The 23,216-nt window shown below is 66.1% G+C and carries 21 protein-coding genes; 13 read left to right on the top strand and 8 right to left on the bottom strand.

The window, feature by feature from the left end:
* Window positions 1-342 precede the first annotated feature (342 nt).
* Window positions 343-2,562 carry a S9 family peptidase gene (locus J2805_RS03715; RefSeq protein WP_309969407.1) on the top strand — a complete coding sequence of 740 codons (2,220 nt, stop codon included), beginning with the start codon at window positions 343-345 and terminating at the stop codon, window positions 2,560-2,562.
* A 129-nt stretch (window positions 2,563-2,691) separates the two neighbouring features.
* Here the strand turns inward: J2805_RS03715 and J2805_RS03710 are convergent, their stop codons facing one another.
* On the bottom strand, window positions 2,692-3,876 hold the full coding sequence (locus J2805_RS03710) for a metallophosphoesterase family protein (RefSeq protein ID WP_309969404.1): 1,185 nt from the start codon (window positions 3,874-3,876) through the stop codon (window positions 2,692-2,694).
* A 242-nt stretch (window positions 3,877-4,118) separates the two neighbouring features.
* Here J2805_RS03710 and J2805_RS03705 point away from each other — a divergent pair, with 242 nt between their 5' ends.
* From J2805_RS03705 to J2805_RS03690, 4 genes are all read left to right on the top strand, one after another.
* Complete coding sequence (locus J2805_RS03705; RefSeq protein WP_309969401.1) at window positions 4,119-4,325, top strand: hypervirulence associated TUDOR domain-containing protein; 207 nt, start codon at window positions 4,119-4,121, stop codon at window positions 4,323-4,325.
* Window positions 4,326-4,329: 4 nt separating this feature from the next.
* Window positions 4,330-5,532: an NAD(P)/FAD-dependent oxidoreductase gene (locus J2805_RS03700; protein ID WP_309969397.1), complete on the top strand. Its 1,203-nt coding sequence runs from the start codon at window positions 4,330-4,332 to the stop codon at window positions 5,530-5,532.
* A 211-nt stretch (window positions 5,533-5,743) separates the two neighbouring features.
* The gene (locus tag J2805_RS03695) at window positions 5,744-6,445 is read left to right on the top strand and encodes a peptidoglycan-binding protein (RefSeq protein WP_309969395.1); all 702 of its coding nucleotides are present in this window, start codon (window positions 5,744-5,746) and stop codon (window positions 6,443-6,445) included.
* A 35-nt stretch (window positions 6,446-6,480) separates the two neighbouring features.
* Entirely contained in the window at window positions 6,481-8,964 is a 2,484-nt protein-coding gene (locus J2805_RS03690; protein ID WP_309969392.1) for a hypothetical protein, read from the top strand.
* A 61-nt stretch (window positions 8,965-9,025) separates the two neighbouring features.
* Here the strand turns inward: J2805_RS03690 and J2805_RS03685 are convergent, their stop codons facing one another.
* Window positions 9,026-9,583 (bottom strand): GNAT family N-acetyltransferase, encoded by a 558-nt coding sequence (locus J2805_RS03685; RefSeq protein WP_309969389.1) that lies wholly within the window; start codon window positions 9,581-9,583, stop codon window positions 9,026-9,028.
* A gap of 116 nt (window positions 9,584-9,699) precedes the next feature.
* Here J2805_RS03685 and J2805_RS03680 point away from each other — a divergent pair, with 116 nt between their 5' ends.
* On the top strand, window positions 9,700-9,945 hold the full coding sequence (locus tag J2805_RS03680; protein WP_309969386.1) for a hypothetical protein: 246 nt from the start codon (window positions 9,700-9,702) through the stop codon (window positions 9,943-9,945).
* A gap of 56 nt (window positions 9,946-10,001) precedes the next feature.
* Here J2805_RS03680 and J2805_RS03675 read toward each other — a convergent pair whose 3' ends face one another.
* The 3 genes from J2805_RS03675 to J2805_RS03665 all read right to left on the bottom strand — a co-directional run bounded on the left by J2805_RS03675 (window position 10,002) and on the right by J2805_RS03665 (window position 12,408).
* Window positions 10,002-10,421, bottom strand: a complete 420-nt coding sequence (locus J2805_RS03675; RefSeq protein ID WP_309969383.1) for a hypothetical protein — start codon at window positions 10,419-10,421, stop codon at window positions 10,002-10,004.
* An 11-nt stretch (window positions 10,422-10,432) separates the two neighbouring features.
* The gene (locus J2805_RS03670) at window positions 10,433-11,152 is read right to left on the bottom strand and encodes a GAF and ANTAR domain-containing protein (RefSeq protein WP_309969380.1); all 720 of its coding nucleotides are present in this window, start codon (window positions 11,150-11,152) and stop codon (window positions 10,433-10,435) included.
* An 86-nt stretch (window positions 11,153-11,238) separates the two neighbouring features.
* A complete protein-coding gene (locus J2805_RS03665; RefSeq protein WP_309969377.1) occupies window positions 11,239-12,408 on the bottom strand; it encodes an acetate kinase in 1,170 nt (389 codons plus the stop codon).
* Between the two features lie 125 nt (window positions 12,409-12,533).
* On the opposite strand from J2805_RS03665, the gene J2805_RS03660 reads away from it, so the two are divergent.
* Window positions 12,534-12,827 (top strand): hypothetical protein, encoded by a 294-nt coding sequence (locus J2805_RS03660; protein ID WP_309969374.1) that lies wholly within the window; start codon window positions 12,534-12,536, stop codon window positions 12,825-12,827.
* 79 nt (window positions 12,828-12,906) lie between these two features.
* Here J2805_RS03660 and pta read toward each other — a convergent pair whose 3' ends face one another.
* Window positions 12,907-15,018: a phosphate acetyltransferase gene (pta, locus tag J2805_RS03655; RefSeq protein WP_309969371.1), complete on the bottom strand. Its 2,112-nt coding sequence runs from the start codon at window positions 15,016-15,018 to the stop codon at window positions 12,907-12,909.
* A 154-nt stretch (window positions 15,019-15,172) separates the two neighbouring features.
* On the opposite strand from pta, the gene J2805_RS03650 reads away from it, so the two are divergent.
* The 4 genes from J2805_RS03650 (at window position 15,173) to J2805_RS03635 (ending at window position 19,061) form a co-directional block, all read left to right on the top strand.
* Complete coding sequence (locus tag J2805_RS03650) at window positions 15,173-15,724, top strand: hotdog fold thioesterase (protein ID WP_309969368.1); 552 nt, start codon at window positions 15,173-15,175, stop codon at window positions 15,722-15,724.
* A 15-nt stretch (window positions 15,725-15,739) separates the two neighbouring features.
* The gene (paaK, locus tag J2805_RS03645) at window positions 15,740-17,086 is read left to right on the top strand and encodes a phenylacetate--CoA ligase PaaK (RefSeq protein WP_309969364.1); all 1,347 of its coding nucleotides are present in this window, start codon (window positions 15,740-15,742) and stop codon (window positions 17,084-17,086) included.
* A 437-nt stretch (window positions 17,087-17,523) separates the two neighbouring features.
* Complete coding sequence (locus J2805_RS03640) at window positions 17,524-18,129, top strand: TetR/AcrR family transcriptional regulator (protein ID WP_309969362.1); 606 nt, start codon at window positions 17,524-17,526, stop codon at window positions 18,127-18,129.
* A gap of 80 nt (window positions 18,130-18,209) precedes the next feature.
* A complete protein-coding gene (locus J2805_RS03635) occupies window positions 18,210-19,061 on the top strand; it encodes a DUF427 domain-containing protein (protein WP_309969358.1) in 852 nt (283 codons plus the stop codon).
* A gap of 138 nt (window positions 19,062-19,199) precedes the next feature.
* Here J2805_RS03635 and J2805_RS03630 read toward each other — a convergent pair whose 3' ends face one another.
* Both J2805_RS03630 and paaZ read right to left on the bottom strand, forming a co-directional pair.
* Entirely contained in the window at window positions 19,200-19,613 is a 414-nt protein-coding gene (locus J2805_RS03630; RefSeq protein WP_309969355.1) for a VOC family protein, read from the bottom strand.
* 256 nt (window positions 19,614-19,869) lie between these two features.
* Window positions 19,870-21,981 (bottom strand): phenylacetic acid degradation bifunctional protein PaaZ, encoded by a 2,112-nt coding sequence (gene paaZ / locus J2805_RS03625; protein ID WP_309969352.1) that lies wholly within the window; start codon window positions 21,979-21,981, stop codon window positions 19,870-19,872.
* Window positions 21,982-22,117: 136 nt separating this feature from the next.
* Here paaZ and J2805_RS03620 point away from each other — a divergent pair, with 136 nt between their 5' ends.
* Together J2805_RS03620 and J2805_RS03615 are read left to right on the top strand one after the other, a co-directional pair.
* On the top strand, window positions 22,118-22,534 hold the full coding sequence (locus J2805_RS03620; RefSeq protein WP_309970539.1) for a PaaI family thioesterase: 417 nt from the start codon (window positions 22,118-22,120) through the stop codon (window positions 22,532-22,534).
* Window positions 22,535-22,668: 134 nt separating this feature from the next.
* Window positions 22,669-23,211 carry a flavodoxin domain-containing protein gene (locus tag J2805_RS03615; protein WP_309969349.1) on the top strand — a complete coding sequence of 181 codons (543 nt, stop codon included), beginning with the start codon at window positions 22,669-22,671 and terminating at the stop codon, window positions 23,209-23,211.
* Window positions 23,212-23,216: the final 5 nt, after the last annotated feature.

Genomic DNA, 23,216 nt, shown 5'->3' with positions numbered 1-23,216 from the left:
TCGGTTCGACTGGGGCAATTCACGTGAGCTAAGGGCCGGCGGCGCCTGGGGAAGCCTCGGTCTCAGAAGGCTTGTCACCGCCGGCCCAGCTCACGTGATCCGGAACGATGTCCGGGCCAAGTATCGGTTTAGCGGAGTCTTCCCAGGGGGACCGGGATGTCCGCTAACCGACTCCTAAAGACTATTTACAGCTGTCATTCCGTTCTTGAGTGACAGCTACTTGTCTTTAAGTTGCAGAAGTGACGCGGTATGCACGGCGCTACGCACGGCGAAAGCGGACCACTCTATACCCCGGTAGCGAACGCGGGTGCCCCCGGCGGAATAGCTTTATATATTGAGTCAATGACCCAGACTTCAGTGCAGCATCCTGCCGACAACACCCCAGCGGCCGCCGCCCCCGTAGCCCGGAAGGTCCCCACGGAGCGTATTCACCACGGCGACACTTTCGTGGACAACTACGAATGGCTGCGCGAAAAGGAATCCGCGGAAGTGGTGGAGCACCTCAAGGCCGAGAACGCCTACCAGGAGTCCGTCACCGCCCACCAGGAGCCGCTCCGCGAAGCCATCTTCCAGGAGATCAAGGGACGCACGCAGGAGACGGATCTGTCTGTTCCGAACCGCAAGGACGGCTGGTGGTACTACACCCGCTCCGTCGAGGGCAAGGAGTACGGCATCCAGTGCCGGGTCAAGGCCCAGAACACCGGGAACCCGGTGGCGGACTGGACACCCCCGGCGGTGGAGGCCGGCGTCGAACTTTCCGGTGAAGAAGTCCTGCTGGACTGCAACGTCGAAGCCGAAGGCAAGCCGTTCTTCGCCGTGGGCGGGACCGCGGTGACCGTGGACGGCAACCTCTATGCCTACGCCGTGGACAACGCCGGCGACGAACGCTTCACGCTGCGCTTCAAGGACCTGCGCACCGGGGAAATGCTGCCGGACGTCATCGAGAACATCTTCTACGGGGTCTCCTTCTCCCCCGACGGCACACGCCTGTTCTACACCGTGGTGGACGACGCCTGGCGCCCCTACCAGGTGAAGTCCCACGTGCTGGGCACGCCCGTCGCCGAGGATGAGGTGCTTTACCAGGAGGACGACGTCGCCATGTGGCTGGGCTTCGACCTCTCCTCGGACCGGCGCCACCTGGTGCTGAGCATCGGCTGCTCGGAGTACAGCGAGACGCGGCTGCTCCGCTTTGATGATTACGACGCCGGACTCAGCACCGTAATCTCCCGCGACGAACGCGTCCTGTACGAGGCCGAGCCCTTCCTGCTGGCCGGCACCGAGAAGATCCTGGTAACGCACAACCGGAACGCCATCAACTCCATGGTGTCGCTGGTGGACCCGGCCGAGCTGGCCAAGCCGCTGGCCGAGCAGGCCTGGACCACCGTCGTCGAGCATTCCGACCAGGTGCGCGTCAACGGCGCGGGCGTCACCGCAACGCACGTCATTGTGTCCATCCGCAAGGACACCATCGAGCGCGTCCAGGTGCTGGCGCTGGCCGGGCTGGGCACAGCCTCGCAGGGCGATCCGGTGGAGCCTGCGTTCGACGAGGAGCTGTACACGGCCGGCGTGGCAGGGTCCGACTATGAGGCGCCCGTGATCCGGATGGGCTACACGTCCTACTTCACGCCGTCGCGCGTTTACGACTTTGTTCTGCCCACCGCAGCTTCGCCGGCGGGAGAACTGCTGCTCCGCAAGGAAAGCCCGGTGCTGGGCGGGTACTCCCCCGCCGACTACGTCGCCACGCGTGAATGGGCGACGGCGGCTGACGGCACCCGGATCCCGCTGTCGGTGCTGCGGCATGCCTCGGTTGCCCGGGATTCCTCCGCGGCGGGCCTGGTGTACGGGTACGGCTCCTACGAGCTGAGCATGGACCCGGGCTTCGGCATCCCGCGGCTGTCGCTGCTGGACCGCGGCATCGTGTTCGTGATTGCGCACATCCGCGGCGGCGGCGAGCTGGGCCGGCACTGGTACGAGGACGGCAAGAAGCTCAACAAGAAGAACACCTTCACGGACTTCGTGGCTGCCACCGACTGGCTGGCTTCGTCCGGGTGGGTTTCGCCTTCGCGGATTGCGGCGATGGGCGGTTCCGCGGGCGGGCTGCTGATGGGCGCCGTGGCCAACCTGGCGCCGGAGAAATACGCCGCCATTGTGGCCGCCGTGCCGTTCGTGGACGCGCTGACCACCATCCTGGATCCGGAGCTGCCGCTGTCCGCGCTCGAGTGGGAGGAATGGGGCAACCCCATCACGGACCCCGAGGTGTACGCGTACATGAAGTCCTACACGCCGTACGAGAATGTTGGCGCACTGGCCTATCCGAAGATCGCCGCGGTGACCTCGTTCAACGACACGCGGGTGCTCTACGTGGAGCCGGCCAAGTGGGTGCAGGCCCTGCGGTCTGCTTCCACTGGGACGGAGCCGATTGTGATGAAGATCGAGATGGACGGCGGGCACGGCGGAGCATCAGGCCGGTACGTCCAGTGGCGCGAGCGGGCCTGGGACTACGCCTTCGTGGCCGACTCCGTGGGAGCTGTGGAGCTGCTGCCGGGGGCCGGGGTTAAGTAGGTTCTTGCTGGCGGGCACGGGGTGTTGGCGGGCTGGGGTGAGCCTGCCGAAACCCCGGGGCTCGGGACGATTTGCCATGTTTGGCCGCTATGCGACGTGCATAGCGGCCAAAGTTGGCAAACGGGTGGGTTAGCTCTGGGCCGGCTCCAGTGGCTTGGGCACGATGGGCTGGTCGTTGGCCGTGAGGTCGATGCCGAAGTCCTTGGCGAACACGAGCCTGGTGTCCTTGTAAATTCCCGGGTGGCTCTCGTCCAGCTCAAAGACGCGTGCGCCGCGGAGCCGGTTCCGCTCAGCGCCGGACAGGCCGTAGGCACCGAACCCTGTTCCCGGTGCGTAGCCCAGCTGGACACCGTAGTAGTTGCCCACGTAGGTGTTGACGTGGTCGTGCCCCACGAAGTACCCGAGCACGTCCCCGCGTTCCAGGAAGGCGCTGAACAGGCCGGAATTGATGGGTCCGGGGCACTCGTCTTCGTTACGCTCACCCACGATGTTGTGCTTGGCCAGTGCCCGGGTGTGATCAGCCTCGGTCCGCGAGTCCAGGCTGGCGAACCACATGTTGCGGTGCTCATGCAGCGCGATGTGGCCCCACATGAGGGACGGGATCTTCCTGCCGTACTTCTGCTCGGTGGCGATGGACTGGTTCCGGTACCAGGTGACCTGGTCCATGCGTACCCAGTCCCAGTCCGGGTAGCCCGAGAAATCCTGGCCATTGATGGCGTCCGGGGCGTAGCGGCCGGTGTCGATGAGCCAGAGGCCAAAGGCCGGTGCCTTGGTGCGGGAGGACTGCACCAGCAGTTGCGAGTTGGACGTACCTGTAAGGCCCGGCATGGAGTCGGCGTTCACGTTGTACTGGTAGCTCTGCAGGAACTGAAGCATCTTGGCTTCGGTCATTCCCGTCTTCTGCGCGGAATCTTCGTCGTGGTTGCCAAAGGTCACGGCCCACGGGATCTGCCGGCTTTCCATCGGCCGGACCACGTGGTTGAGCGCCTGTTTGACGTCCAGCTCGGAGTCGCATCCACCGTTGATCACATCGCCGTTGATCACCACAAAATCCGGCTTCTCCGCATCCAGGGTCCGGTCCATGAGTTCGATGGTGCGGCGGTCCGTCTGCTCGTCGTCCTGGGTGTCGTTGAACTGGACGATCTTGAACTTGCCGTCAGGGCGGAAGACGAGACTCGGCTTGGGTGCCTTCGCGCCGGGCGCTGCCTGGCTCCCAGTGGCAGCGGCCACGGTGATTCCCAGCGCCCCAAGCGTCCCGGCGGCGGCCAACGCCGCGCGCCTGCTGAGTTTGGGCTGGTGGATACTCGTGTTCATCGTTCCCTCTCATTGCCGAATCGGCCTCACTGCCGGGCCGCACTTCAGCACCCGACAGTAGGAGAGGGAAGCGTCCGGCCCTGAAACACACGGTGAACGTCCCGTTGCCGCAGGTGGATCACCCCGGATCCGGAACTCCGGCGCCCAGCGCCCAGCGCCAGGAACCCGTGGCGCACGAAACTAACCATGCTTACTATTGTGTGCACCGCCCTTCCAATCCGGGTCCAACCCAAGGAGAAGACATGTCGCTATGCAAGGGAACGTCAGTGGAATGGAGCACCCCGCAGGGACCAACCCACGGCAAGATCGTTGAGAAGAAGACCAGCGACTTCGAGCTGGACGGAAACACGCACCGCGCCAGCGAGGACGAACCGCAGTATGTGGTGGAGTCTGCCAAGACCGGTGCGCGCGCCGCCCACAAGGCATCCGCCCTGACCGAGAAGGACTAGGGCCGTGCCTGCCCAGGATCACCACGACGTCCTCATCATCGGCGGCGGAAACGCCGGAATCTCCTTGGCTGCACGGCTGCACCGCTACGGTGTCAAAGACGTGGCCGTGGCCGAGCCCAAGGACCACCACCTCTACCAGCCCCTGTTTTCCCACATCGCCGGCGGCCGCGCCAAAGCCTCGGAGGCCATCCGGTCCCAAGCCTCGGTAACCCCGCCGGGAGTGAAATGGATCCAGGAGGGCGCCACCGGCATCGACGCCGCCGCAAACACCGTGACGCTTGCCTCCGGCGCCAGCGTGACCTACGGACAGCTGGTGCTCTGCCCCGGCCTGCAGCTGGACTGGGACAAGGTTCCCGGGTTGGCCGACGCCGTCCACTCACCGCACGGCGCCTCCCACTACGAGTTCGAGCTGGCACCGAAAAGCTGGACCTTGCTCAGCAGCCTCAAGGCGGGCACTGCGGTGTTCACCATGCCGGCGGGGCCCATCAAGTGCGGAGGAGCCACCCAAAAGCCCATGTATCTCGCCTGCGACTACTGGCGGGAACAGGGCGTCCTCGATGACATCCGCGTGGTGATGGTCCAGCCCTACCCCACTGTTTTCGGCGTCCCCGGCGTGGATGAGGAGCTGGACCGGAAAGTGGCCGAATACGGCATAGAGCTGCGGCTCTACAGCGAACTGGTTTCCGTCGACGCAGCGGGCCAGACGGCGCACATCAGGAACCACGCCGCCGGCACCACTGAAGTACTCGGCTACGACGTGCTGAATGCGGTTCCGCCACAATCGGCGCCGGACTGGCTCAAGAGCACGGACCTGCCTGCGCCGGGAGATGCCGGCGGCTTTGTGCAGGTGGACCCGGAAACCCTCCGGCACGTGCGCTACCCGAACGTTTGGTCCCTCGGCGATGCTGCCGCGACCACCAACTCCAAGTGCGGCGGAGCCTTGCGGAAGCAGACCAAAGTGCTGGCCAAGAACCTCGTGGCGGCCCGCAAAGGAGCACCACTTACGGAGAAGTACAACGGCTACGCCGTGTGCCCGTTCACCTCATCCCGGTCAACCGTGGTCTTCGCCGAGTTCGACGATCAGTACCAGCCGATGCCCACCATCCCGCGCATCCCCACGTGGAAGGAGAGCCGGGCATCCTGGGTTGTGGACCGCGACATCTTTCCGCAGGTGTACTGGAACCTGATCCTCAAGGGTCGGGCCTGAGCAGGCGACGGGAGCGGCCGCCGCCGCATCTCCGGCCCCGGCCTCGGCCTCGGAGAAATGTGAGGCCCGAAATACGAGGCCCGATCAGCGAGACATCCGAGTGCGCTACCAAAATATGCTAACCATGCTTACCATTGTCTGGCGTTAGGCACATCGGTGTAGGAACTGCTCACTGGGGGCAGCGGCGACCGTGCCGGAACTGGAGTTTCGCATGAGCACTGAACATGGATTGACCCCGCTTACCGACCAAGAACTGATGGCGCAGGGCGGAACGGCGCTCCCGGACAAGGAAGTGGCCTCCGTGCTGGACCTGAACGCCGACCTGGACCTGGGCATCAATGCCGCGGCACCGATCGATCTCGCCGTCGCTGCCAACGCCAACGTGGCTGCCCCGATCGACGCGGCGGCATCAGCGAACATCCTCTCTTACGGCTCCGAAGCCCAGGCCCTTGCTGACCAAGGCGTCATCATCGAGCAGGGCATCACCGCTGACGCCACGGCAGACTCCACGCAGGACAGCGTCATTGACCAGGGGACAGGCACCGCGGACGGGGGAACGATTGACGGCGGCACTCCGGACACTGCAGAGGGCCAGGTCCTTGACGGCACCCTTCCCGAGGGAACAACGCCCGACGTCGGCGCCTTGCCGGTGGATCCGTCCGCGGCCTTGGACGGGGACCTCCTGAACGTCAACGTGGATCTCGCTGCCGACGCCGACATCGCGGCCCCGATCAACGGAGCCGTGGCCGCCAACGCCAACGTGGCCGCGCCGATCGACGCCGCCGTGGCCGCCAACATCGGCTCCATCGACAGTGACGCTTTCGCCGTGGCCCAGCAGGACGCCATCATCAGCCAGAACATCGACGGAGAAGCCACCGCCTCCGCTGACCAGCAGTCCGATCTGCGGCAGTAGAGTCCGGACGCCGACATCCACATGAGCACGCCCTAATGAGCACAGTGCACGGCGGGCCGTCCCGGCTGGACGACCCGCCGCCTTCACCTGCGTCCGCAGCGTCCCCAGAGTCCGTCGAGCCCGGCCGCGGCGGCCCGCCCGAAGACGTTCTGCCTGACGTGCCCGTCCGGGCCGACGGCGTTGAGCTGATCGGTGAAACGAACGGTTCCGGCTACCGTGAGCCGCCCTCGCTGGTCCGCAGGGCAGATGGCCAGGCCATCCAGCTGACACGCCTGCTGTATCTGGTGCTCGAAGCGGTGGACGGCCGCCGCACCCTCGGGCAGATCGCGGATCATGCCAGCGACCGCTTCGGGAAGCTGGTCAGCGAGGACAACATCCGCACACTGGTCAGCTCCCAACTGCTTCCGCTGGGACTGCTTCGGCTGGCCGACGGATCGCAGCCGGCGGTGAAGAAGGCCGACCCGCTGCTGGGCATGCGCTTCCGCTACACGGTGACCGATCCGGAACGCACCCGCAAGCTGACGGCTCCCTTCTCGGTGCTGTTCAACCCGCTGATCGTGGTGGCCGTGTGCGCTGCCTTCGCCGCCGCGTGCTGGTGGGTCCTGATGGTCAAGGGACTCGGATCCGCAACCCACGACGCTTTCGCCAATCCGGCCCTGGTGCTGCTGGTGTTGGTCGTGACGGTCCTGTCCGCCGGCTTCCACGAGTTCGGCCACGCCGCCGCCGCACGCCGCGGCGGAGCCACGCCGGGAGCCATGGGTGCCGGCCTCTACCTGATCTGGCCCGCATTCTTCACTGATGTCACCGATTCCTATCGGCTGGGCCGCACCGGCCGAATCCGCACAGACCTGGGCGGGCTGTACTTCAACGCAATCGTGGCCGTGGCCATCATGGGCGTGTGGTGGGCCATGGGCTTGGACGCGCTGCTGCTGGTGGTGGTCACCCAGATCCTCCAGATGGTCCGGCAGCTGCTGCCGCTGGTCCGGTTCGACGGCTACCACATCCTGGCCGATGCCACCGGCGTCCCGGACCTCTTCCAGCGCATCAAGCCGACACTGCTGGGGCTGCTGCCGTGGCGCCGGACGGACCCAGCGGCCCAGGTCCTCAAACCGTGGGCACGGGCCGTGGTGACTGCCTGGGTGCTGGTGACCGTTCCACTGCTGGTCTTCAGCCTGGTCGCGATGGTGATTTCGCTGCCGCGGCTCCTAGGCACGGCTTGGGCCAGCATCCTGAAGCAGCAATCGCAGCTGTCCGAGAGCCTGGCCGCCGGCGACGTCGCCGGCGCCGCGGTACGCGCGCTGGCGATCGCCGCCGTCGCCCTTCCGGTCCTGGGCATTTTCTACATCCTGCTGCGGCTGGTCCGGCAACTGACCACCGTGCTCTGGCAGAAGACCCGCGGCAAGACCCTGCAGCGGGGAGCCGCGATGGCCGCAGTCGCAGCCGTGACCGCCGGCCTGGCCTGGGCCTGGTGGCCGGGAACGGACACCTACCGGCCGGTGCAGCCGTACGAACGCGGCACCCTTGCCGACGTCACCACCGCCGTGTTTCCGACGGCATCGTACTCGGGGCTGCGGGATGGCCAAGCCGGGAAGACCGTGGTGTTGTGGCCTGCGGGTGCCGCGACGCCAACGCGTGAACAGCCACAGCTCAGCATGGTCCTGGTGCCCCGCACCGGTTCAGCCGGCACGGACACAGCCGGCGCCGGCGCTGCGGGTGCCGACGGCGGTGCTGCCACGGCGCCGTCGTGGGTTTTCCCCTTCGACCGCCCCGCTGCCCCAAAGGAGGACGGCAACCAGGCCCTTGCGGTGAACACCAAGGACGGGTCCGTAGTGTACGACGTCGCTTTCGCCCTGGTGTGGGCAGAGGACGGCGAAACCGTGGACACCGCCAACGAGGCCTACGCCTTCGCCAGCTGCACCGACTGCGCCGCCGTGGCAGTGGGCTTCCAGGTGGTGCTGATCGTAGGGCAGGCGGACGTGATCGTGCCTGAGAACCTGTCCGCGGCGGCGAACTACAACTGCGTCCGCTGCCTGACGTACGCGCTGGCCAACCAGCTGGTACTCACCCTGGACGGCCCCCTGAGCGACGATGGCATGACCAGGCTGAACGCACTGTGGGCGGAGATTGCCGAGTTCGGGCGGAACCTGCAGAACGTCCCGCTGTCCGAAATCCAGGGACGCCTGAACGCGTTCAAGGACCAGATCATGCAGATCGTCCAGAGTGACCCGAGCGCCACCAGGGGCAATGGGACCCCCGCGACGCCTTCCACAACTTCCACCGCAACCCCCGGAACGTCCCCCGGATCCAGCCAGGCTCCCTCGCCGGGAGCCACCGCCCCGGCTGCCGTGCCGTCGGGAACAACGACGCCGACACCCGCTCCCGCAGCTCCGCCGCCTGGAGGACCGGCACCGGCGAACAGCACCCCGCAACAGGCTCCAGCTACCACCGAGCCGACGGTCGCGCCCACCCAGATAGCCCCGGCATCCCCTACCCCGCTGGCGACCGCCACTGGGGGCTAAGACGGCGGGCTCATCGGTCACCGCTGCCGGGCCCGCTCACTGGTCCCGATTAGCCGCCGGATCACTGCGCCCGCGCGTTCCATTCGTCGCGGAGCATGGCGTAGACAACTTCCGTGGCCCATTCGCCCTTGTAACGCCACTTGTCCACGAGTTTGGCCTCGAGGCGCATGCCCAGCCGTTCGCAGACGGCGGCCGAGGCGGCGTTCTGCTCGTCCAGCTTGGCGTCGATCCGGTGAAAGGACAGGCCCTCGAACCCGAGCTTGAGGATGGCCTCCGCAGCCTCAGTGGCGTAGCCGTGGCCCCGTGCACCGGGAGCCAGGCTCCAGCCCACCTCGCCCTGGCCGTGGCCGGGAAGCCACTTCAGGACCACCTCGCCGATCAGGCCGGGCGAGTCCGCCACTTCGATGGCCAACGCCACCCAGTCTCCTTCCCGGTCAAAGGCAAAGTTGGCGTATTTGCCCACCCGTTCCATGCACTGCGTGTAGCTCTTGGCCGGCCCGGGCAGGAACCGGGCAGTAAGCGGCAGGGAGTGGTACCCGTGGAAGGCATCGAGGTCGCCGGCTTCGAAGCGTCGCAGAACCAGGCGGTCGGTGCGGATGGGCAGTCTGATATCCGGCATGGTTCGAGCGTAATACGTTGCGTGCGCTACGGTATTCCGGCCCTACAGCTCCCAGGCAGGCTGATCCCACAATGGAGAGGTTGCATTTGGAAGGTGAGGCGCGTGTGAAGCCCGTGATGAAAATAATCCGAAACCAGTACTTTCCCGCTGCCGCCGTGTTGGCGGCAGTGCTGATCTTCTGGGTCGCCGCGATGCTGGGCGGCCTGTCACTGCTCAGCAAAAGCCAGCCGCCGTTGGCAACACTGGTCTGGCTGCTTTTCGTTTATGGCGCCGCGGTCCTGTCTCCCCTCGCCGGGCTGCTGGCCATACTTGACTTGGTTCGCAGGAGGACCCGGCAGGACCGGGAAACAGCCGAGGAATAGGCCGCCAGCCAAACGGCCCGTTGGCCCGCCAAACGCCCTGTCGCGGCACAGGCCAGTTACTTGTCCGCGGGCGGATCGGTGTAATCGTCAGGGCCGGGACGGCTGTGGGTGTCCTGATCGGTGTCCTGACCGCGGCTGTAGGTCTCGCGATCGTCGTCGCCCGTGTCCCGACCGCGGCCGGGTCCGGCGAGGTTAGGTCCGGCGAGGCCGGGTTCGGTGAGGTCGGGGTCATCCGAGAACGGCGCATAGAGACGGGGAAGGGCCTCGATGAGCTCATTGGCAGCCATGGCGAGCAGGTCCCGCTGGATGGGCGGGAGGGAAAGCAGGCCCTGCAGATATGCTTCGACCTCGTATTCGCCCACGCTGCCGCCGATGCTGAAGTAGTTCAGCCAGAGTTCCCCGCGTGTGATGTCCGCGGCTTTCAGCGCGTCCCGGAGCTTTCGCCGCTGCTCGGGTTCATTGGGGTCGAAGCCCATGGTGCGCGCCCTTAGCCTTGGTCGGCCGGCATTCCGGCGATGAGGTCGCTGCCGGCCTGGGCGAGTGTCGTGCGGCTCCGGCGTGCCTGGTCCATCAGCTTCGACATGGCCCGCTCTTGCCCAATCCCGTGCCGCTGCATCAGGATCCCGCAGGCACGGTTGACCAGGTCCCTCTTTTCCAGGGCCGCCTGAAGGTTTGCACTGATCTGCAGCGGCAGCTCACTGCTTTGAATGTGGGCGAGCAGAGTCGCTGCCGGGGCGGCGAACAGCTCCAGTAGGCGAGGTGCGGCTGGGGAGTAGACGGAGGGAAGCGCGGCATAGACCTTCAGCGCGCCGAGGCTTTCCTTGTCCGCGACGAGCGGCGCGCTTACCACCGATCTGATGGGCAACTGCTCGACGGCCGCGCTCCATCGCGGCCAGCGCTCATCGGTGCGGACGTCGTCAACCAGGATTGGCTCCTCGGCGGCCCAGGCCGTCAGGCACGGGCCCTCGCCGAGTTCATACTGCAGCGCATCCGCCTGCTCCACCACCCGGTCGGTGGCCCCGTAGCTGGTCCGGCGGCCCCGTGAATCCAGAATGGACACCCCGGCTCCGATGGTGCCGGGAACGGAGTCCTTGATGGCCCGCGCCAGTTGTTCGACGGCGGCGTCGACTTTTTCCTCGGTCAGGAGCAGGCGGCGGATCCTGCCGATCGCGCTGGAGAGCTCATCCAGGGGGAGCTTCTTCGCCATGGACCATCCTCCGGCCAGTCGCCCGGCAGGCCCAGTCGGAAGGCCCGTCCGGTGAAACCATCACGCGTTGTGCGCGTATGTCCAGCTTAGTCCGAAGCACCCTGTGAATCGACGACGGCGGCAGTTGCCTCCGCGATGGCGCGCTCCTCGTCGGTGGGCACCACCAGGACCGGGATGAGCGACTCCGCGGTGGAAATCACGCGCGGTTCCTTGGACCGCTCACTGTTCAGGCCGGCGTCGAGCTCTATGCCCAGCGCCCCCAGCTTCTCCCCCACCAAAGTGCGGAACTGGTGGGAGTTTTCGCCGATGCCGGCAGTGAAAACCAGGGCCTTGGCACCGCCGACGGCCACGTGGTACCCGCCGATGTACTTGGCCAGCCGGTAAGACGCGACGGCGAGCGCCGTGGCCGCCCGGGCGTCGCCGGCTTCGGAAGCCTCCACGACGCTGCGCATGTCGTTGTTCCCGGCGAGTCCTTTTAGCCCGGATTCGCGGTTGAGCAGGGAGTCGATGTCCTCCGTGGACCAGCCGGCCCGGCTGAGGAACACCAGGATGGACGGGTCCAGGTCGCCCGAGCGTGTGCCCATCACCAGACCCTCCAGCGGCGTGAAGCCCATGGACGTGTCCACCGATTTTCCGCCGCGGATGGCCGTGACTGAGGCGCCGTTCCCCAGGTGGGCGATCACGCCGTCGAACTCTTCCACCGGCAGATCCAGCAGCGCGGCAGCCTGGTGGGCCACGTACTCGTGCGAGGTGCCGTGGAAGCCGTAGCGGCGGATTCCGTGGTTGGTGTAGAGCGAATCCGGCACGGCGTAGCGCCACGCGTGCTCCGGCAGGGTGCGGTGGAAGGCGGTATCGAACACGGCAACCTGCGGCATGTCCGGCCACTTCTTGGCGATGGCACGGATGCCCAGCACGTTCGCGGGGTTGTGCAGCGGGGCCAACGGGTTGAGCCGCTCGATGGCGCGGGTGATCTCATTGTCGATCAGCACGGGCTCGCCGAAGCGCTCACCGCCATGCACCACCCGGTGGCCGACGGCGTCCAGCTTCCGGTCACCCAGCACCTCGTGGATGGCGGCGTCCACCTGTTCCAGCGCCTCGGCGTGATCGCGCGGGCCCTCGATCTCGCCGTCACCTCCACCGCCGTTGCCCATTCCGATCTTTTCGATCAGCCCCTCCGTGAGGACGCTGTGGGATTCCACATCGCGCACCTGGAACTTGAGCGAGGACGAACCGGAGTTGATGACGAGGACGAGCACTGGGCCTCCTAAGCCTTGGCTGCTGCGGTGGTCGGTGGAAGTTCGATCGTAGCGTCATTGCGAATGCTGCGGCCGGCGCCTAGAGTCGGCGGACACGTTGCACCAACGCAGAGAGAGGGACTTCCGTGCCGAACGACACCACTCAGCCAGAGAACACCCAGCCGGCCGGCGGGGAGCCGGGCACCACGTCGCCGGATACCACGTCCGGAACTGCCGGGACCAAGAAGCCGGATCCCACCGGCGTCGAAGGCGCGAACCCAGCCCTGGATGACACCGGCAACGTCAAGGCCGCCGAGGTGGGCGAGGCTCCCGAACCGCCCGAGAATCCGGAAGACCTGGACCTCACGCCGGAAGGCCTGTCTGATGAGCCGGCCAAGCAGGAAGATCCCGACAGCCCTGCCGAGCCGGAGAACAGCTGACCGCCCCCGGTACCGCAGGCGCCGCGCCGGTGCCGCCGCAGCGGCTCCCGCACCGGTGCCGGTGCCGCAGGCGCAGCGGCTACGCGTGTGCGGCCGCGGGTGCCGGCTCGGCGGCGGGCTCTACGGACTGCGCCTGGACGGCCGTGATGGCCACCGTGTTCACGATGTCCTCCACGGTGCAGCCGCGGGACAGGTCGTTCACCGGCTTGCGGAGCCCCTGCAGCACAGGCCCGACGGCGACAGCACCTGAGGACTGCTGCACCGCCTTGTAGGTGTTGTTGCCCGTGTTCAGGTCCGGGAAGACGAACACCGTGGCCTGCCCGGCGACGGACGAGCCCGGCATCTTGGACTGTGCGATGGCGGCGTCCACGGCGGCGTCGTACTGGATGGGGCCTTCGACGGCGAGGTCCGGGCGGCGCGTCTTCACCACTTCGGTGGCCTGCCGGACCTTGTCCACCGCCTGGCCGGAGCCGGAACCGCCGGTGGAGTAGGAGAGCATGGCCACGCGCGGATCCACGCCGAACTGCGCGGCAGTCTCGGCCGAGGCCAGCGCAATGTCCGCCAGCTGCTCGGCATTCGGGTCCGGGTTGACCGCGCAGTCGCCGTACACCAGCACCCGATCCGGCATCAGCATCAGGAACACCGAGGAAACGATCTTCACGCCGTCGCGCGTCTTTACGAACTCCAGCGCCGGGCGGATGGTGTGGGCGGTGGTGTGCGCGGCACCGGACACCATGCCGTCCACCACGCCCAGCTGCACCATCATTGTCCCGAAGTAGCTGCCGTCCAGCATGACCTCCAGCGCGCGGGCGAGGTCCACGCCCTTGTGCGAGCGAAGCTCCGCGTACTTCTCGGCAAACTGCTGGCGCAGCTCCGACGTGGCCGGGTCCACGATGTTCATCCCGGAAATGTCGATGCCCTGGGTGGAGGCCAGCTCGCGGACGTCCGATTCGTTGCCCAGGATGGTGAGGTCGCAGACGTCCCGCCGGTGCAGGATTTCGGCGGCCCGCAGGATCCGGACGTCGTTCCCCTCGGGCAGCACGATGTGCCGGCGCTGCAGCCGGGCGCGCTCAATAAGGTCGTGCAGGAACCGCAGCGGCGTCATCCGCTCCAGCCTCGGCAGGTGCAGGCGTTCCACCAGCTCGGCCTCATCCACGCACCGTGCCCACAGCCCCACGGCCGAAGCGACCTTGCGCCGGTGCCCGGACCAGATTTCACTGCGGACCTCGGAGACCCGCTTGGCCGTGGTGTAGGTATCGTCCGGGGCCGCGAACACCGGGAACGGCGCCTGCGCCAGCAGCGAGTAGATGTTGGGGTCCGGGGCCAGGCCGCCGGTGAGGATCAGTGCCGACGGCACCGGGAACTCCGGAGAGAACGACGACGCGAGGCATGCGACCATCACATCCGCACGGTCACCCGGGACGATCACCAGCGCGCCGTCGTCGAGCACGTGCAGGAAGTTGGCCACGTTCATGGCCGCCACTTTGATGGAGTGGACGTCGCGTTCCATGTCCTGCCGGCCGGCCACCTGCCGGATCCCGAGGGCCGTGGCGACCTCGCCGGTGGTGGGCCGGGCGATGTCCTCCAGCTCCGGGAAGACATACACGGGCCGGCCCGAGGCGCCCGGCTTCACGGCGGCGGCGATGCCGTCCACGTCCTCGGGATCGGCGCGGTTCACCATGATGGCCAGCAGGCTGCAGCGTTCCGCCGCCAGCTCCTTGCGGGCAACCTCGACGGCGTCTGCCGCTTCCGCGACGCTCAGCCCCTTGGCGCCCACCACGGCCACGATGGGGGCGGCCAGGTTGTTCGCGAGGCGCGCGTTGAGGTCGAATTCGACGGCGGCATCCTGGCCGGTGAGGTCCGTCCCCTCCACGATCACAACATCGCAGTGGCGTGACATTTCGGCGAAGATCTCCACGCAGCGGGCATCGATCTCCGCCCGGTTTCCCTCCGCCAGCAGGCCGCGGACCTCCGCAAATGTCAGTCCACCTCGGCAGCGCTCGTCGTCCAGGTCGAACCGGGCCTTCATCAGGGCCACCATGGGATCCGCCGTGGCGTCGCTGCCGTGGACCACCGGTTTGAAGAAGCCGATTCGGTCCGCATGCCGGTGCAGCGTGTCCGCCAGACCCAGCGCTATGAGCGACTTCCCGGATCCCGGTGTGGTCGCGCTGACGTATATCCCCTTGGCCATGATCCGCCCTTAGGTTGTGACGTGGTGGTGCTCCGTCTCCCCATACTTTCACTTGTTGGCGCCGGGTGCGATCCGGGCCCCGGCTCTTGACAGGATGCCCCAGAATGGGATTACCTAATGAACATTCGGTAAATAAAGCTGGAGGCAATGACGCATGGCTGAACTAACCATTCCCGGGGCGACCCACCAAATCCTGAAGGACGACTACGCCTCCGAATGGATGGGCATCGAAGTCCTCAAGCTGGACGACGGTCATGCCACCATCCGCATGACCCTCCGGCAGGAAATGCTCAACGGCTTCGGCATGGCCCACGGCGGAATGATCTTCGCCTTCGGGGACACCGCCTTCGCTTTGGCCTGCAACCCCGCCGGCCCGCCACCCGGCGCAGCGGGGACCGAGACCGACACCATCACCGTGGCCGCCGGCGTCGACATCAACTTCCTCAAGCCGGCCTTCAAGGGCCAGGTGATCACCGCCGTCGCCAATCGCCGCGCCCATTCGGGCCGCAGCGGCCTGTACGACATCCAGATCTACGCCGCAGACCCGCACGCCGCAGGCACCACCGCAGGCACCAAAGCGGGTTCCCCCGCACATGCCGCCGCAAGCACCAGCGCAGGCTCCCCCGCGGACGCTGCCGAGACCGAAACACCGGGCGAGCTCATCGCCGAGTTCCGCGGCCGCAGCCGCACCATCTCCAAGAAATAGAAACAGGGAACCCAGATGACCCTCCACGCCACCGAACCAGCCTCCGCCACCGGCGCCGTACTGGACCCCGAAGAAACCATGTCCCGCGACGAACTGGAGGCCCTGCAGCTCACCCGGCTCCAGCACACCGTCGCCTACGCTTACGACCGCGTCCCGCTGTACAAGCGCAAGTTCGACGAAGCCGGCGTGCACCCCGCGGACCTCCGCGAACTGGCGGACCTGGGCAACTTCCCCTTCACCACGAAAGACGACCTGCGCCAGGAGTACCCGTTCGGTATGTTCGCCGTGCCGCAGAACGAGGTGGCCCGGATCCACGCCAGCTCCGGCACCACCGGACGCCCTACCGTGGTGGGCTACACCAAGAAGGACCTCGCCGACTGGGCCAAGCTCGTGGCCCGCTGCTTCCGCGCCTCCGGCGTCCGGCCGGGCATGAAGGTCCACAACGCCTACGGCTACGGCCTCTTCACCGGCGGGCTGGGCGCCCACGCCGGCGCCGAAGCGCTGGGCTGCACCGTGATCCCGATGTCCGGCGGCCAGACCGAACGCCAGATCCAGATGATCCAGGACTTCGAACCGGACGTCATCCTGGCCACGCCCACGTACCTGCTCACCATCGCCGACGCAATGGCCCACATGGGCATCGACCCCACCTCCACGTCGCTCAAGTACGCCGTGCTGGGGGCTGAACCGTGGACCCAGGAGATGCGCCACGAGCTCGAGGTCACCATGAACATCAAGGCCTGCGACATCTACGGCCTGTCCGAGGTCATGGGACCCGGCGTGGCCGGCGAAGCCGTGGAGACCCAGGACGGTAGCCACATCTGGGAGGACCACTTCCGCCCGGAGATCATCGACCCGTTCAACCCGGCGCCCGGCAAGGAGAATGTCCTGGGCGACGGCGAGCACGGCGAACTGGTGTTCACCTCGCTCACCAAGGAAGCCCTGCCGATCATCCGGTACCGCACGAAGGACCTCACCCGCCTGCTTCCGGGCACCGCGCGTCCCGCACACCGCCGGATGGGGCGCATCACCGGCCGGAGCGACGACATGATCATCCTCCGCGGCGTGAACCTGTTCCCCTCGCAGATCGAGGAGATCGCCCTCCGCATTCCCGAGCTCAGCCCGCACTTCCAGCTTGTGCTCACCAGGCCCGAAGGTCAGCGGATGGACCAGCTGACGGTCAAAATCGAATGCCGCGAGAACGTCACCTCCGCGGACAGCACGACGGCGGCACGCACCCTGCGCGAACAGATCAAGATCCACGTGGGTTCTTCGTGCACGGTGGAGATCGTGGAGCCGGGTTCGCTCGAGCGCTCCAGCGGCAAGCTGCGCCGGATCTACGACATGCGCCCGAAGGGATAGCGCGAACGGACACTTGAGGCCCTGGTGGGCAGCGCGAGCGGACACTTACGGCCCTGGTGGGCAACGCGAGCGGACACTTACGGCCCTGTACCCCGGCGCCGGGCCCGAACATGGGGATGGTCCCCGGCTACGGCAGCCGGGGACCATCTTTTCGGGAAGGCATTCAGTGCACTGCTGCCAATGCGCGACAGCGCTGTGACGTGCCGATGGCTAACCGTCAACCGGGCAACCCAATGTGCCTGATCCCGTCCCGGTCTGTGAAGTCCCGGTCAGTGAAGCTGTTCCATTGTTTGAACCGGCCCCCGCACCGGTAAGTTCCTGATACAAAATTTCTAGCACCGGCAAACCCCGCAGGCAAGGGGTTTTTCGGCCGCTTATTCGGCCGCTTAATAACCAGTTACGCCGGTTGACCGAACGTTCATGAGAAAATAGCCGGTATGTCCACAACAGATGCACCCACCAAGCGCGGCCGCCCGGGATACGACCAGCAGTCGGTGCTGCAGATCGCCGTCGAGGTCTTCAACCGCCACGGCTACGACGCCACGTCCATGGGCATTCTTGCCGAAAACCTGGGCATCTCCAAGTCAGCCATCTACCACCACGTGCCATCCAAGGGCGACCTCCTCAAGCTCGCCCTTGACCACGCACTGGGAGGCCTCGAGGCGATCCTGGACCAGCCGGACGCCACCTCCGGAAGCGCAGAAGCGCGCCTGGAGTTCGTCCTCCGCCAGACCATCTCCGTGCTGGTGGAACGCCTTCCGTTCGTCACTCTGCTGCTACGCCTGCGCGGCAACACGGACATCGAACGGGACGCGATGGAACGCCGGCGCACCTTCGACCACAAGGTGGCGGCCCTGATCTCCGCGGCCCGCGACGAAGGCTCCCTCCGCGAGGACATCGACCCCCGGACGGTCACCCGCCTGCTGTTCGGCACCATTAACTCAATCGTCGAGTGGTACAAGCCCGGAGGCTCCCTCTCCCCGGAAAAACTGGCCGACGACGTCATCACTATGGCATTCAAGGGGCTCAACGCACCTCACTGATGCGGTCCTCCCCCACGGTCTATCCAAGGCCGTAAAGGGCAGTCATTGACGGCGGGAATTGGCGCGATCACCCTGTAGTCATGGCCACGAAGTTATCCGAAGTCATCTTCGGCACGTTTCCCCAATTGCGCTACCAGCCCACCGCCAAACGGGTCCGTGCCATGGTGGGCGGGAACACGATCGTCGACACTTTGTACGCGCTCCTGGTATGGGAGCCCAAGCGCATCACCCCCATCTACGCCGTCCCCGAAGTCGATCTGCAGGCCGAACTCTCGCCGCCGCGGCAGGAACCGGGCCAGGCCCCCGAGTACGGCGTGAAGATCATGCTGGACGCACCGCCGGCGCTGGATCCGCGGACGGGCTTCTCCCGGCACACGACGCCCGGCGAGGAGTTCGACGTCGTCACCTCCGGGGTGCGGCTCCCCCAGGCGGCTTTCCGGCCGGATGACCCCGATTTCGCCGGCTACGTGGTGCTGGATTTCAAGGCGTTCGACTGGATGGAGGACGATGAGGAAATCATCGGCCACCCCCGCGATCCGTTCCACCGGGTGGACATCCGGGCGTCGTCGCTCACCGTTGACGTAAGGCTCGACGACGTCACGCTGGCCACCACGAACGGCGCCCAGTTGCTGTACGAAACCATGCTGCCGGTGCGCTACTACATTCCGCCGGCGGACGTCCGGCTGGACCTCATGGAGCCCAGCACCAAGAAGACGGTGTGCCCGTACAAGGGCACGGCGAGTTACTGGACCTATCCGCACTCCGAAAGCGGGCGGAACATCGCGTGGATGTACGATCAGCGGTTCCGTGACGCCGCGCAGATCCAGGGACTGCTCAGCTTTTTCAATGAGCGCGTGGACATCACCGTGGACGGTGTCAGGCAGGAGCGTCCGGTCACGCCGTGGTCCGCGACGCCACCGGATTCGCCGTAAGGTACCGGATTCGCCGTGAGGCCCAGGCAAAGGATAGGGGCGGGCAAAAGATAAGGCGTCCCGCTGAGCCGGAACGCCCGTCTTCTTCGCCCTTGCCGGTTCGGTCTTCGGAGTGATCGTCCGGCGGGGCCACAGCCGCTAGAGCTGGTACTCGGCCTGCTGCATGCCGAGGCTTTCGTGAACGCAGAGAATATTGTTCTCGGTGTCCATGAACCATGCGCATTTTTCGGAATCGGTAGTACAAATGTGGTGTTCGCCAGTCTTCAGATCAGGGCGATCGTAATCCTGGAACCGGACGCCGCGGGCTTCCATTTCATCAACGGTCCGCTCGATGTCCCTGACCTCAAAACTGAGTGTCGTGTGCTCGGAGTGCCTGCCATCCGTCACGGGCATCAACTGCAGCATGGGTCCGTCGCCGCTGCCAAACAATTCGCTTCCGTCGTCTGCCACGCCACGATGGGGAAGTCCAAGAGTTTCCGCGTAAAAACGACGGGCACGCTCTTTGTCATCCACGGGCAGGACGGTTGTGGCTGTGTTCAATACTAGGGTCATTTCGCCACCTCCTACGCTGAAAATTTTACGCCGGAGCAGGGCAGAAAGATCTTACGAAACCCTCTCTCACATCCCGCCGCCCAAACCCCAACCCTCTCTCACATCCCGCCGCCCAAACCCCAACGCTCTCTCACCGGGGTGAAAGAGCGTTGGGAGAAAACCCACCAGAGGTGAGAGAGCGTCGGGGTGAAGGGCCCGACTAGTGAGAGAGCGTCGGGGGTAAAGCGCCCCGGAAGTGAGAGAGGGTCGGGCTGGGCTACTTTTCCACGAGTGTGAGGACGTCGTAGGTCGCGACGATTTCGTCGTTCTGGTTGGTCAGCACGGCGTCCCAGGCAACCTCGCCGTACTCGTCGGTCTCGCGCGGGGTGATCTTCTTCGCCGTCAAGGTGACCCTGATGGAGTCGCCTGCTGCCACTGGAGTGATGAAGCGCAGGCTCTCCAGGCCGTAGTTGGCAAGGACGGGGCCGGGGGCCGGCTCCACGAAAAGCCCGGCACCCCAGGCCAGCAGCAGGTAGCCGTGCGCCACGATGCCCGGGAAGAACGGGTTGGCTTCGGCGGCCGCCTGGTTGGTGTGCGCGTAGAAGGTGTCGCCGGTGGAGTTGGCGAACGCCGTGATGTCCTCCAGGGTGACCTGGCGCAGTTCGGACCGGACGGCATCGCCGATGTGCAGGGTCTCCAGCGACTTCCGGAACGGATGCGTCCCCTCGGTCTCCACGGTGAAGTTGCGGTCCGCGCCCGTGTGCCAGACGCCTGTCACGGCAGTGAGCATGTTCGGCGAGCCCTGGATGGCGGTGCGCTGCATGTGGTGCATCACGGAGCGGATGCCGCCCAGTTCTTCGCCGCCGCCGGCACGGCCGGGGCCGCCGTGGACCAGGTGCGGCACCGGTGAGCCGTGGCCGGTGGAGCTGCGGGCGTCCTCGCGGTTGAGCATCAGCACGCGGCCATGGTGCGCGGCGATGCCTGTGACCAGTTCCCGCGCCACAGCGGGATCATTGGTGCACACCGAGGCCACCAGGGAGCCGCCGCCGCGGGCGGCGAGGCGGACGGCGTCGGCAAGGTCGGTGTAGCCGATCACCGAGGAAACAGGTCCGAACGCCTCCAGCGAGTGGACTTCCTCGGCCTCCGCGTCCGCCCAGCTGAGCAGCACGGGGGACATAAAGGCACCGCTTTCGACGACGCCCACTCCCCCGTCAGCCTTGGTCACCTTGGGCGAATCGAGCGTGCCGTAGGCGAGCTCACCGCCAGCGTCGAGCATGGACTGTACAGCGGCGCGGACGTCGGCCAACTGCTCGAGGGAAGCCAGGGCACCCATGGTGACGCCCTCGGCGCGGGGATCGCCCACCACAACGCGTTCCTCGATGCGGGCACCCACGGCGGCAACGACGTCGGACACCAGCTCACGGGGCACGATGGTGCGCCGGATGGAGGTGCACTTCTGGCCGGCCTTGACGGTCATCTCGGTGACCACGGACTTGATGAAGGCGTCGAACTCCGGCGTGCCCTTGACCGCGTCCGGGCCCAGGATGGCGGCGTTGAGCGAATCGGTCTCGGAAGTGAAGCGGATGCCGCCCTGCACAACGTTCGGGTGCGACTTCAGCGAGTTGGCCGTGGATGCGGAGCCAGTGAAAGCCACGAGGTCGCGGTAGTCGAGGTGGTCCAGGAGCGTGCGGGCCGAGCCGGAGATGAGCTGCAGGGACCCCTTCGGCAGGATGTTGGACTCGATCATGGCCTTGACCACGGCTGCCGCCACGTATCCGGTGGGGGTGGCGGGCTTGACGATGGTGGGAACGCCGGCGATGAACGCGGGCGCAAACTTCTCCAGCATGCCCCAGACCGGGAAGTTGAAGGCGTTGATCTGCACGGCCACCCCGGGGATCCGCGTGTAGATGTGCTCACCGGCGAAGGAGCCGTCCCGGGAGAGGACCTCCATGGGACCGTCCACAACCACCTGGGAGTTGGGCAGCTCGCGCCGGCCCTTGGAGCCGAACGTGAAGAGCACGCCGATGCCGCCGTCGACGTCCACCAGGGAGTCGATCTTGGTGGCACCGGTCTGGGCGGACAGCTCGTAGAAGTGTTCGCGGCGCGCGTTCAGGTACTGCGCCAGTTCCTTCAGCTTGAGGGCGCGCTGGTGGAAGGTCAGCGTGCCGAGTTCCGTCTGGCCGGTGGTGCGTCCGTAATCCACGACGTCGGCAAGGTCCAGTCCCTCGGTGCTCACCTTCGCCAGGAGTTCTCCCGTGCTGGCGTCCAGGACGGGGACGGCGGAAGCCGTTGCACCGGCGTCGGGCGTCCACCAGGAGTCCCGGACGAAACTGGGGACTGTCTCAACAGTGTCCAGCGAGGATTTCGGAGCAGTTGCTGTGGTGGTCATCGTTGACGGGTCCTTCCAACGGGGGGCAAGATCTTCACGGCCAGAGCATTACTGACCGTCCGTTCGGTAATATGTCTACAGTACATGAATGTGCCTTGCTGCACACTAGAAGAAGACCAAGGAAAGACAGGTGGCCATGCAGCCCGAAACAACCAGCCCCGAACTCTGGAAGATCACGCTCGGCGAACTCGACGAGAAGATGGGCGTGAAAATCGTCGAGGAATCAGTGGAGCGCGTTGTTGCCACGATGCCCGTGGAAGGCAACCGGCAGTCGTTCGGTCTGCTGCACGGCGGTGCGTCGCTGGCTGTGGGCGAGGCCGTGGGATCGTGGGCCGCCGTGATCCACGCCAGCACGCTGGGGAAAACCGCCGTGGGGGTTGACGTGTCCGCCACGCACCACAAGTCCGCGCGGGAAGGCCAGATCACCATCACGGCCACGCCCATCCACCTGGGCGGAACGCTGACCACGCACGAGGTCCTGCTCACCAACGAAGCGGGGCAGCGGCTGTGCACGCTCAGGATCACCAACCTGCTCATGGACCGGAAAAACTGACGCGACGCGGAGCCGCGGCCGACAACGACGCCGGTTCGCGTGTCGAAACGATTGGACCTAGCCTGTGTCGGGACCAATGGCACGTTCGAACCGGCTCAGCTTCTATGAGACTGAGAAGGGAAGGAGGCCTCGTTATGACTGTTCTTGTTGCCTATGCAAGCGAGCTGGGTTCCACCGCGGACATAGCCCAGCACATGGCCTCACGTATTTCGGTTGCACTGGGCGCGGTCGAGTGCCGGTCCGTGGAGGAGGTCGATTCTGTCTCCGGTTACGAAGCTGTCATAGTCGGTAGCGCCATCCACAACCAGGCGTGGCTGCCCCCGGCCGCGCTGTTCTTCACCCGCCTTGCACCCGAGCTGGCCAAACGACCCGTCTGGGCCTTCAACGTAGGGATGGCCGACGCCTTGCCAAAGCCGTTCCGCAGGCGCGGTGCGGCACTGCAGCAGAAACGCCTAAGAGGATTTCTGCCCCAGGAAGTTCCGCTTCGGGACCACAAGATCTTCTCCGGTGTCTACCAGTCCGACCAGATGCCAGCACCGCTCCGGGTTTTGTTCCGGCTTACTGGTGGCCGATTCGGGGACTTGCGGAACTGGGCTGCTGTCGACACCTGGACGGATCAAATTACAGCCCAACTCGCTAGACCTGCTTCCACGTCTTCAGGCAGCGTCACGCCATAGCTTCC

Source organism: Arthrobacter oryzae (assembly GCF_031454875.1).
Classification (GTDB): Bacteria; Actinomycetota; Actinomycetes; order Actinomycetales; family Micrococcaceae; genus Arthrobacter; species Arthrobacter oryzae_D.
Note: the sequence above shows the minus strand (reverse complement) of the source record. Positions and strands in the feature narration are given on the sequence as shown.

Excerpts from the sequence above, each read along its gene's own strand:
- J2805_RS03715 (WP_309969407.1), top strand. The coding sequence starts at position 343 with ATGACCCAGACTTCAGTGCAGCATCCTGCCGACAACACCCCAGCGGCC.
- J2805_RS03710 (WP_309969404.1), bottom strand. The coding sequence starts at position 3,876 with ATGAACACGAGTATCCACCAGCCCAAACTCAGCAGGCGCGCGGCGTTG.
- J2805_RS03705 (WP_309969401.1), top strand. The coding sequence starts at position 4,119 with ATGTCGCTATGCAAGGGAACGTCAGTGGAATGGAGCACCCCGCAGGGA.
- J2805_RS03695 (WP_309969395.1), top strand. The coding sequence starts at position 5,744 with ATGAGCACTGAACATGGATTGACCCCGCTTACCGACCAAGAACTGATG.
- J2805_RS03690 (WP_309969392.1), top strand. The coding sequence starts at position 6,481 with ATGAGCACAGTGCACGGCGGGCCGTCCCGGCTGGACGACCCGCCGCCT.
- J2805_RS03685 (WP_309969389.1), bottom strand. The coding sequence starts at position 9,583 with ATGCCGGATATCAGACTGCCCATCCGCACCGACCGCCTGGTTCTGCGA.
- J2805_RS03680 (WP_309969386.1), top strand. The coding sequence starts at position 9,700 with ATGAAAATAATCCGAAACCAGTACTTTCCCGCTGCCGCCGTGTTGGCG.
- J2805_RS03675 (WP_309969383.1), bottom strand. The coding sequence starts at position 10,421 with ATGGGCTTCGACCCCAATGAACCCGAGCAGCGGCGAAAGCTCCGGGAC.
- J2805_RS03670 (WP_309969380.1), bottom strand. The coding sequence starts at position 11,152 with ATGGCGAAGAAGCTCCCCCTGGATGAGCTCTCCAGCGCGATCGGCAGG.
- pta (WP_309969371.1), bottom strand. The coding sequence starts at position 15,018 with ATGGCCAAGGGGATATACGTCAGCGCGACCACACCGGGATCCGGGAAG.
- J2805_RS03650 (WP_309969368.1), top strand. The coding sequence starts at position 15,173 with ATGGCTGAACTAACCATTCCCGGGGCGACCCACCAAATCCTGAAGGAC.
- paaK (WP_309969364.1), top strand. The coding sequence starts at position 15,740 with ATGACCCTCCACGCCACCGAACCAGCCTCCGCCACCGGCGCCGTACTG.
- J2805_RS03640 (WP_309969362.1), top strand. The coding sequence starts at position 17,524 with ATGTCCACAACAGATGCACCCACCAAGCGCGGCCGCCCGGGATACGAC.
- J2805_RS03635 (WP_309969358.1), top strand. The coding sequence starts at position 18,210 with ATGGCCACGAAGTTATCCGAAGTCATCTTCGGCACGTTTCCCCAATTG.
- J2805_RS03630 (WP_309969355.1), bottom strand. The coding sequence starts at position 19,613 with ATGACCCTAGTATTGAACACAGCCACAACCGTCCTGCCCGTGGATGAC.
- paaZ (WP_309969352.1), bottom strand. The coding sequence starts at position 21,981 with ATGACCACCACAGCAACTGCTCCGAAATCCTCGCTGGACACTGTTGAG.
- J2805_RS03620 (WP_309970539.1), top strand. The coding sequence starts at position 22,118 with ATGCAGCCCGAAACAACCAGCCCCGAACTCTGGAAGATCACGCTCGGC.
- J2805_RS03615 (WP_309969349.1), top strand. The coding sequence starts at position 22,669 with ATGACTGTTCTTGTTGCCTATGCAAGCGAGCTGGGTTCCACCGCGGAC.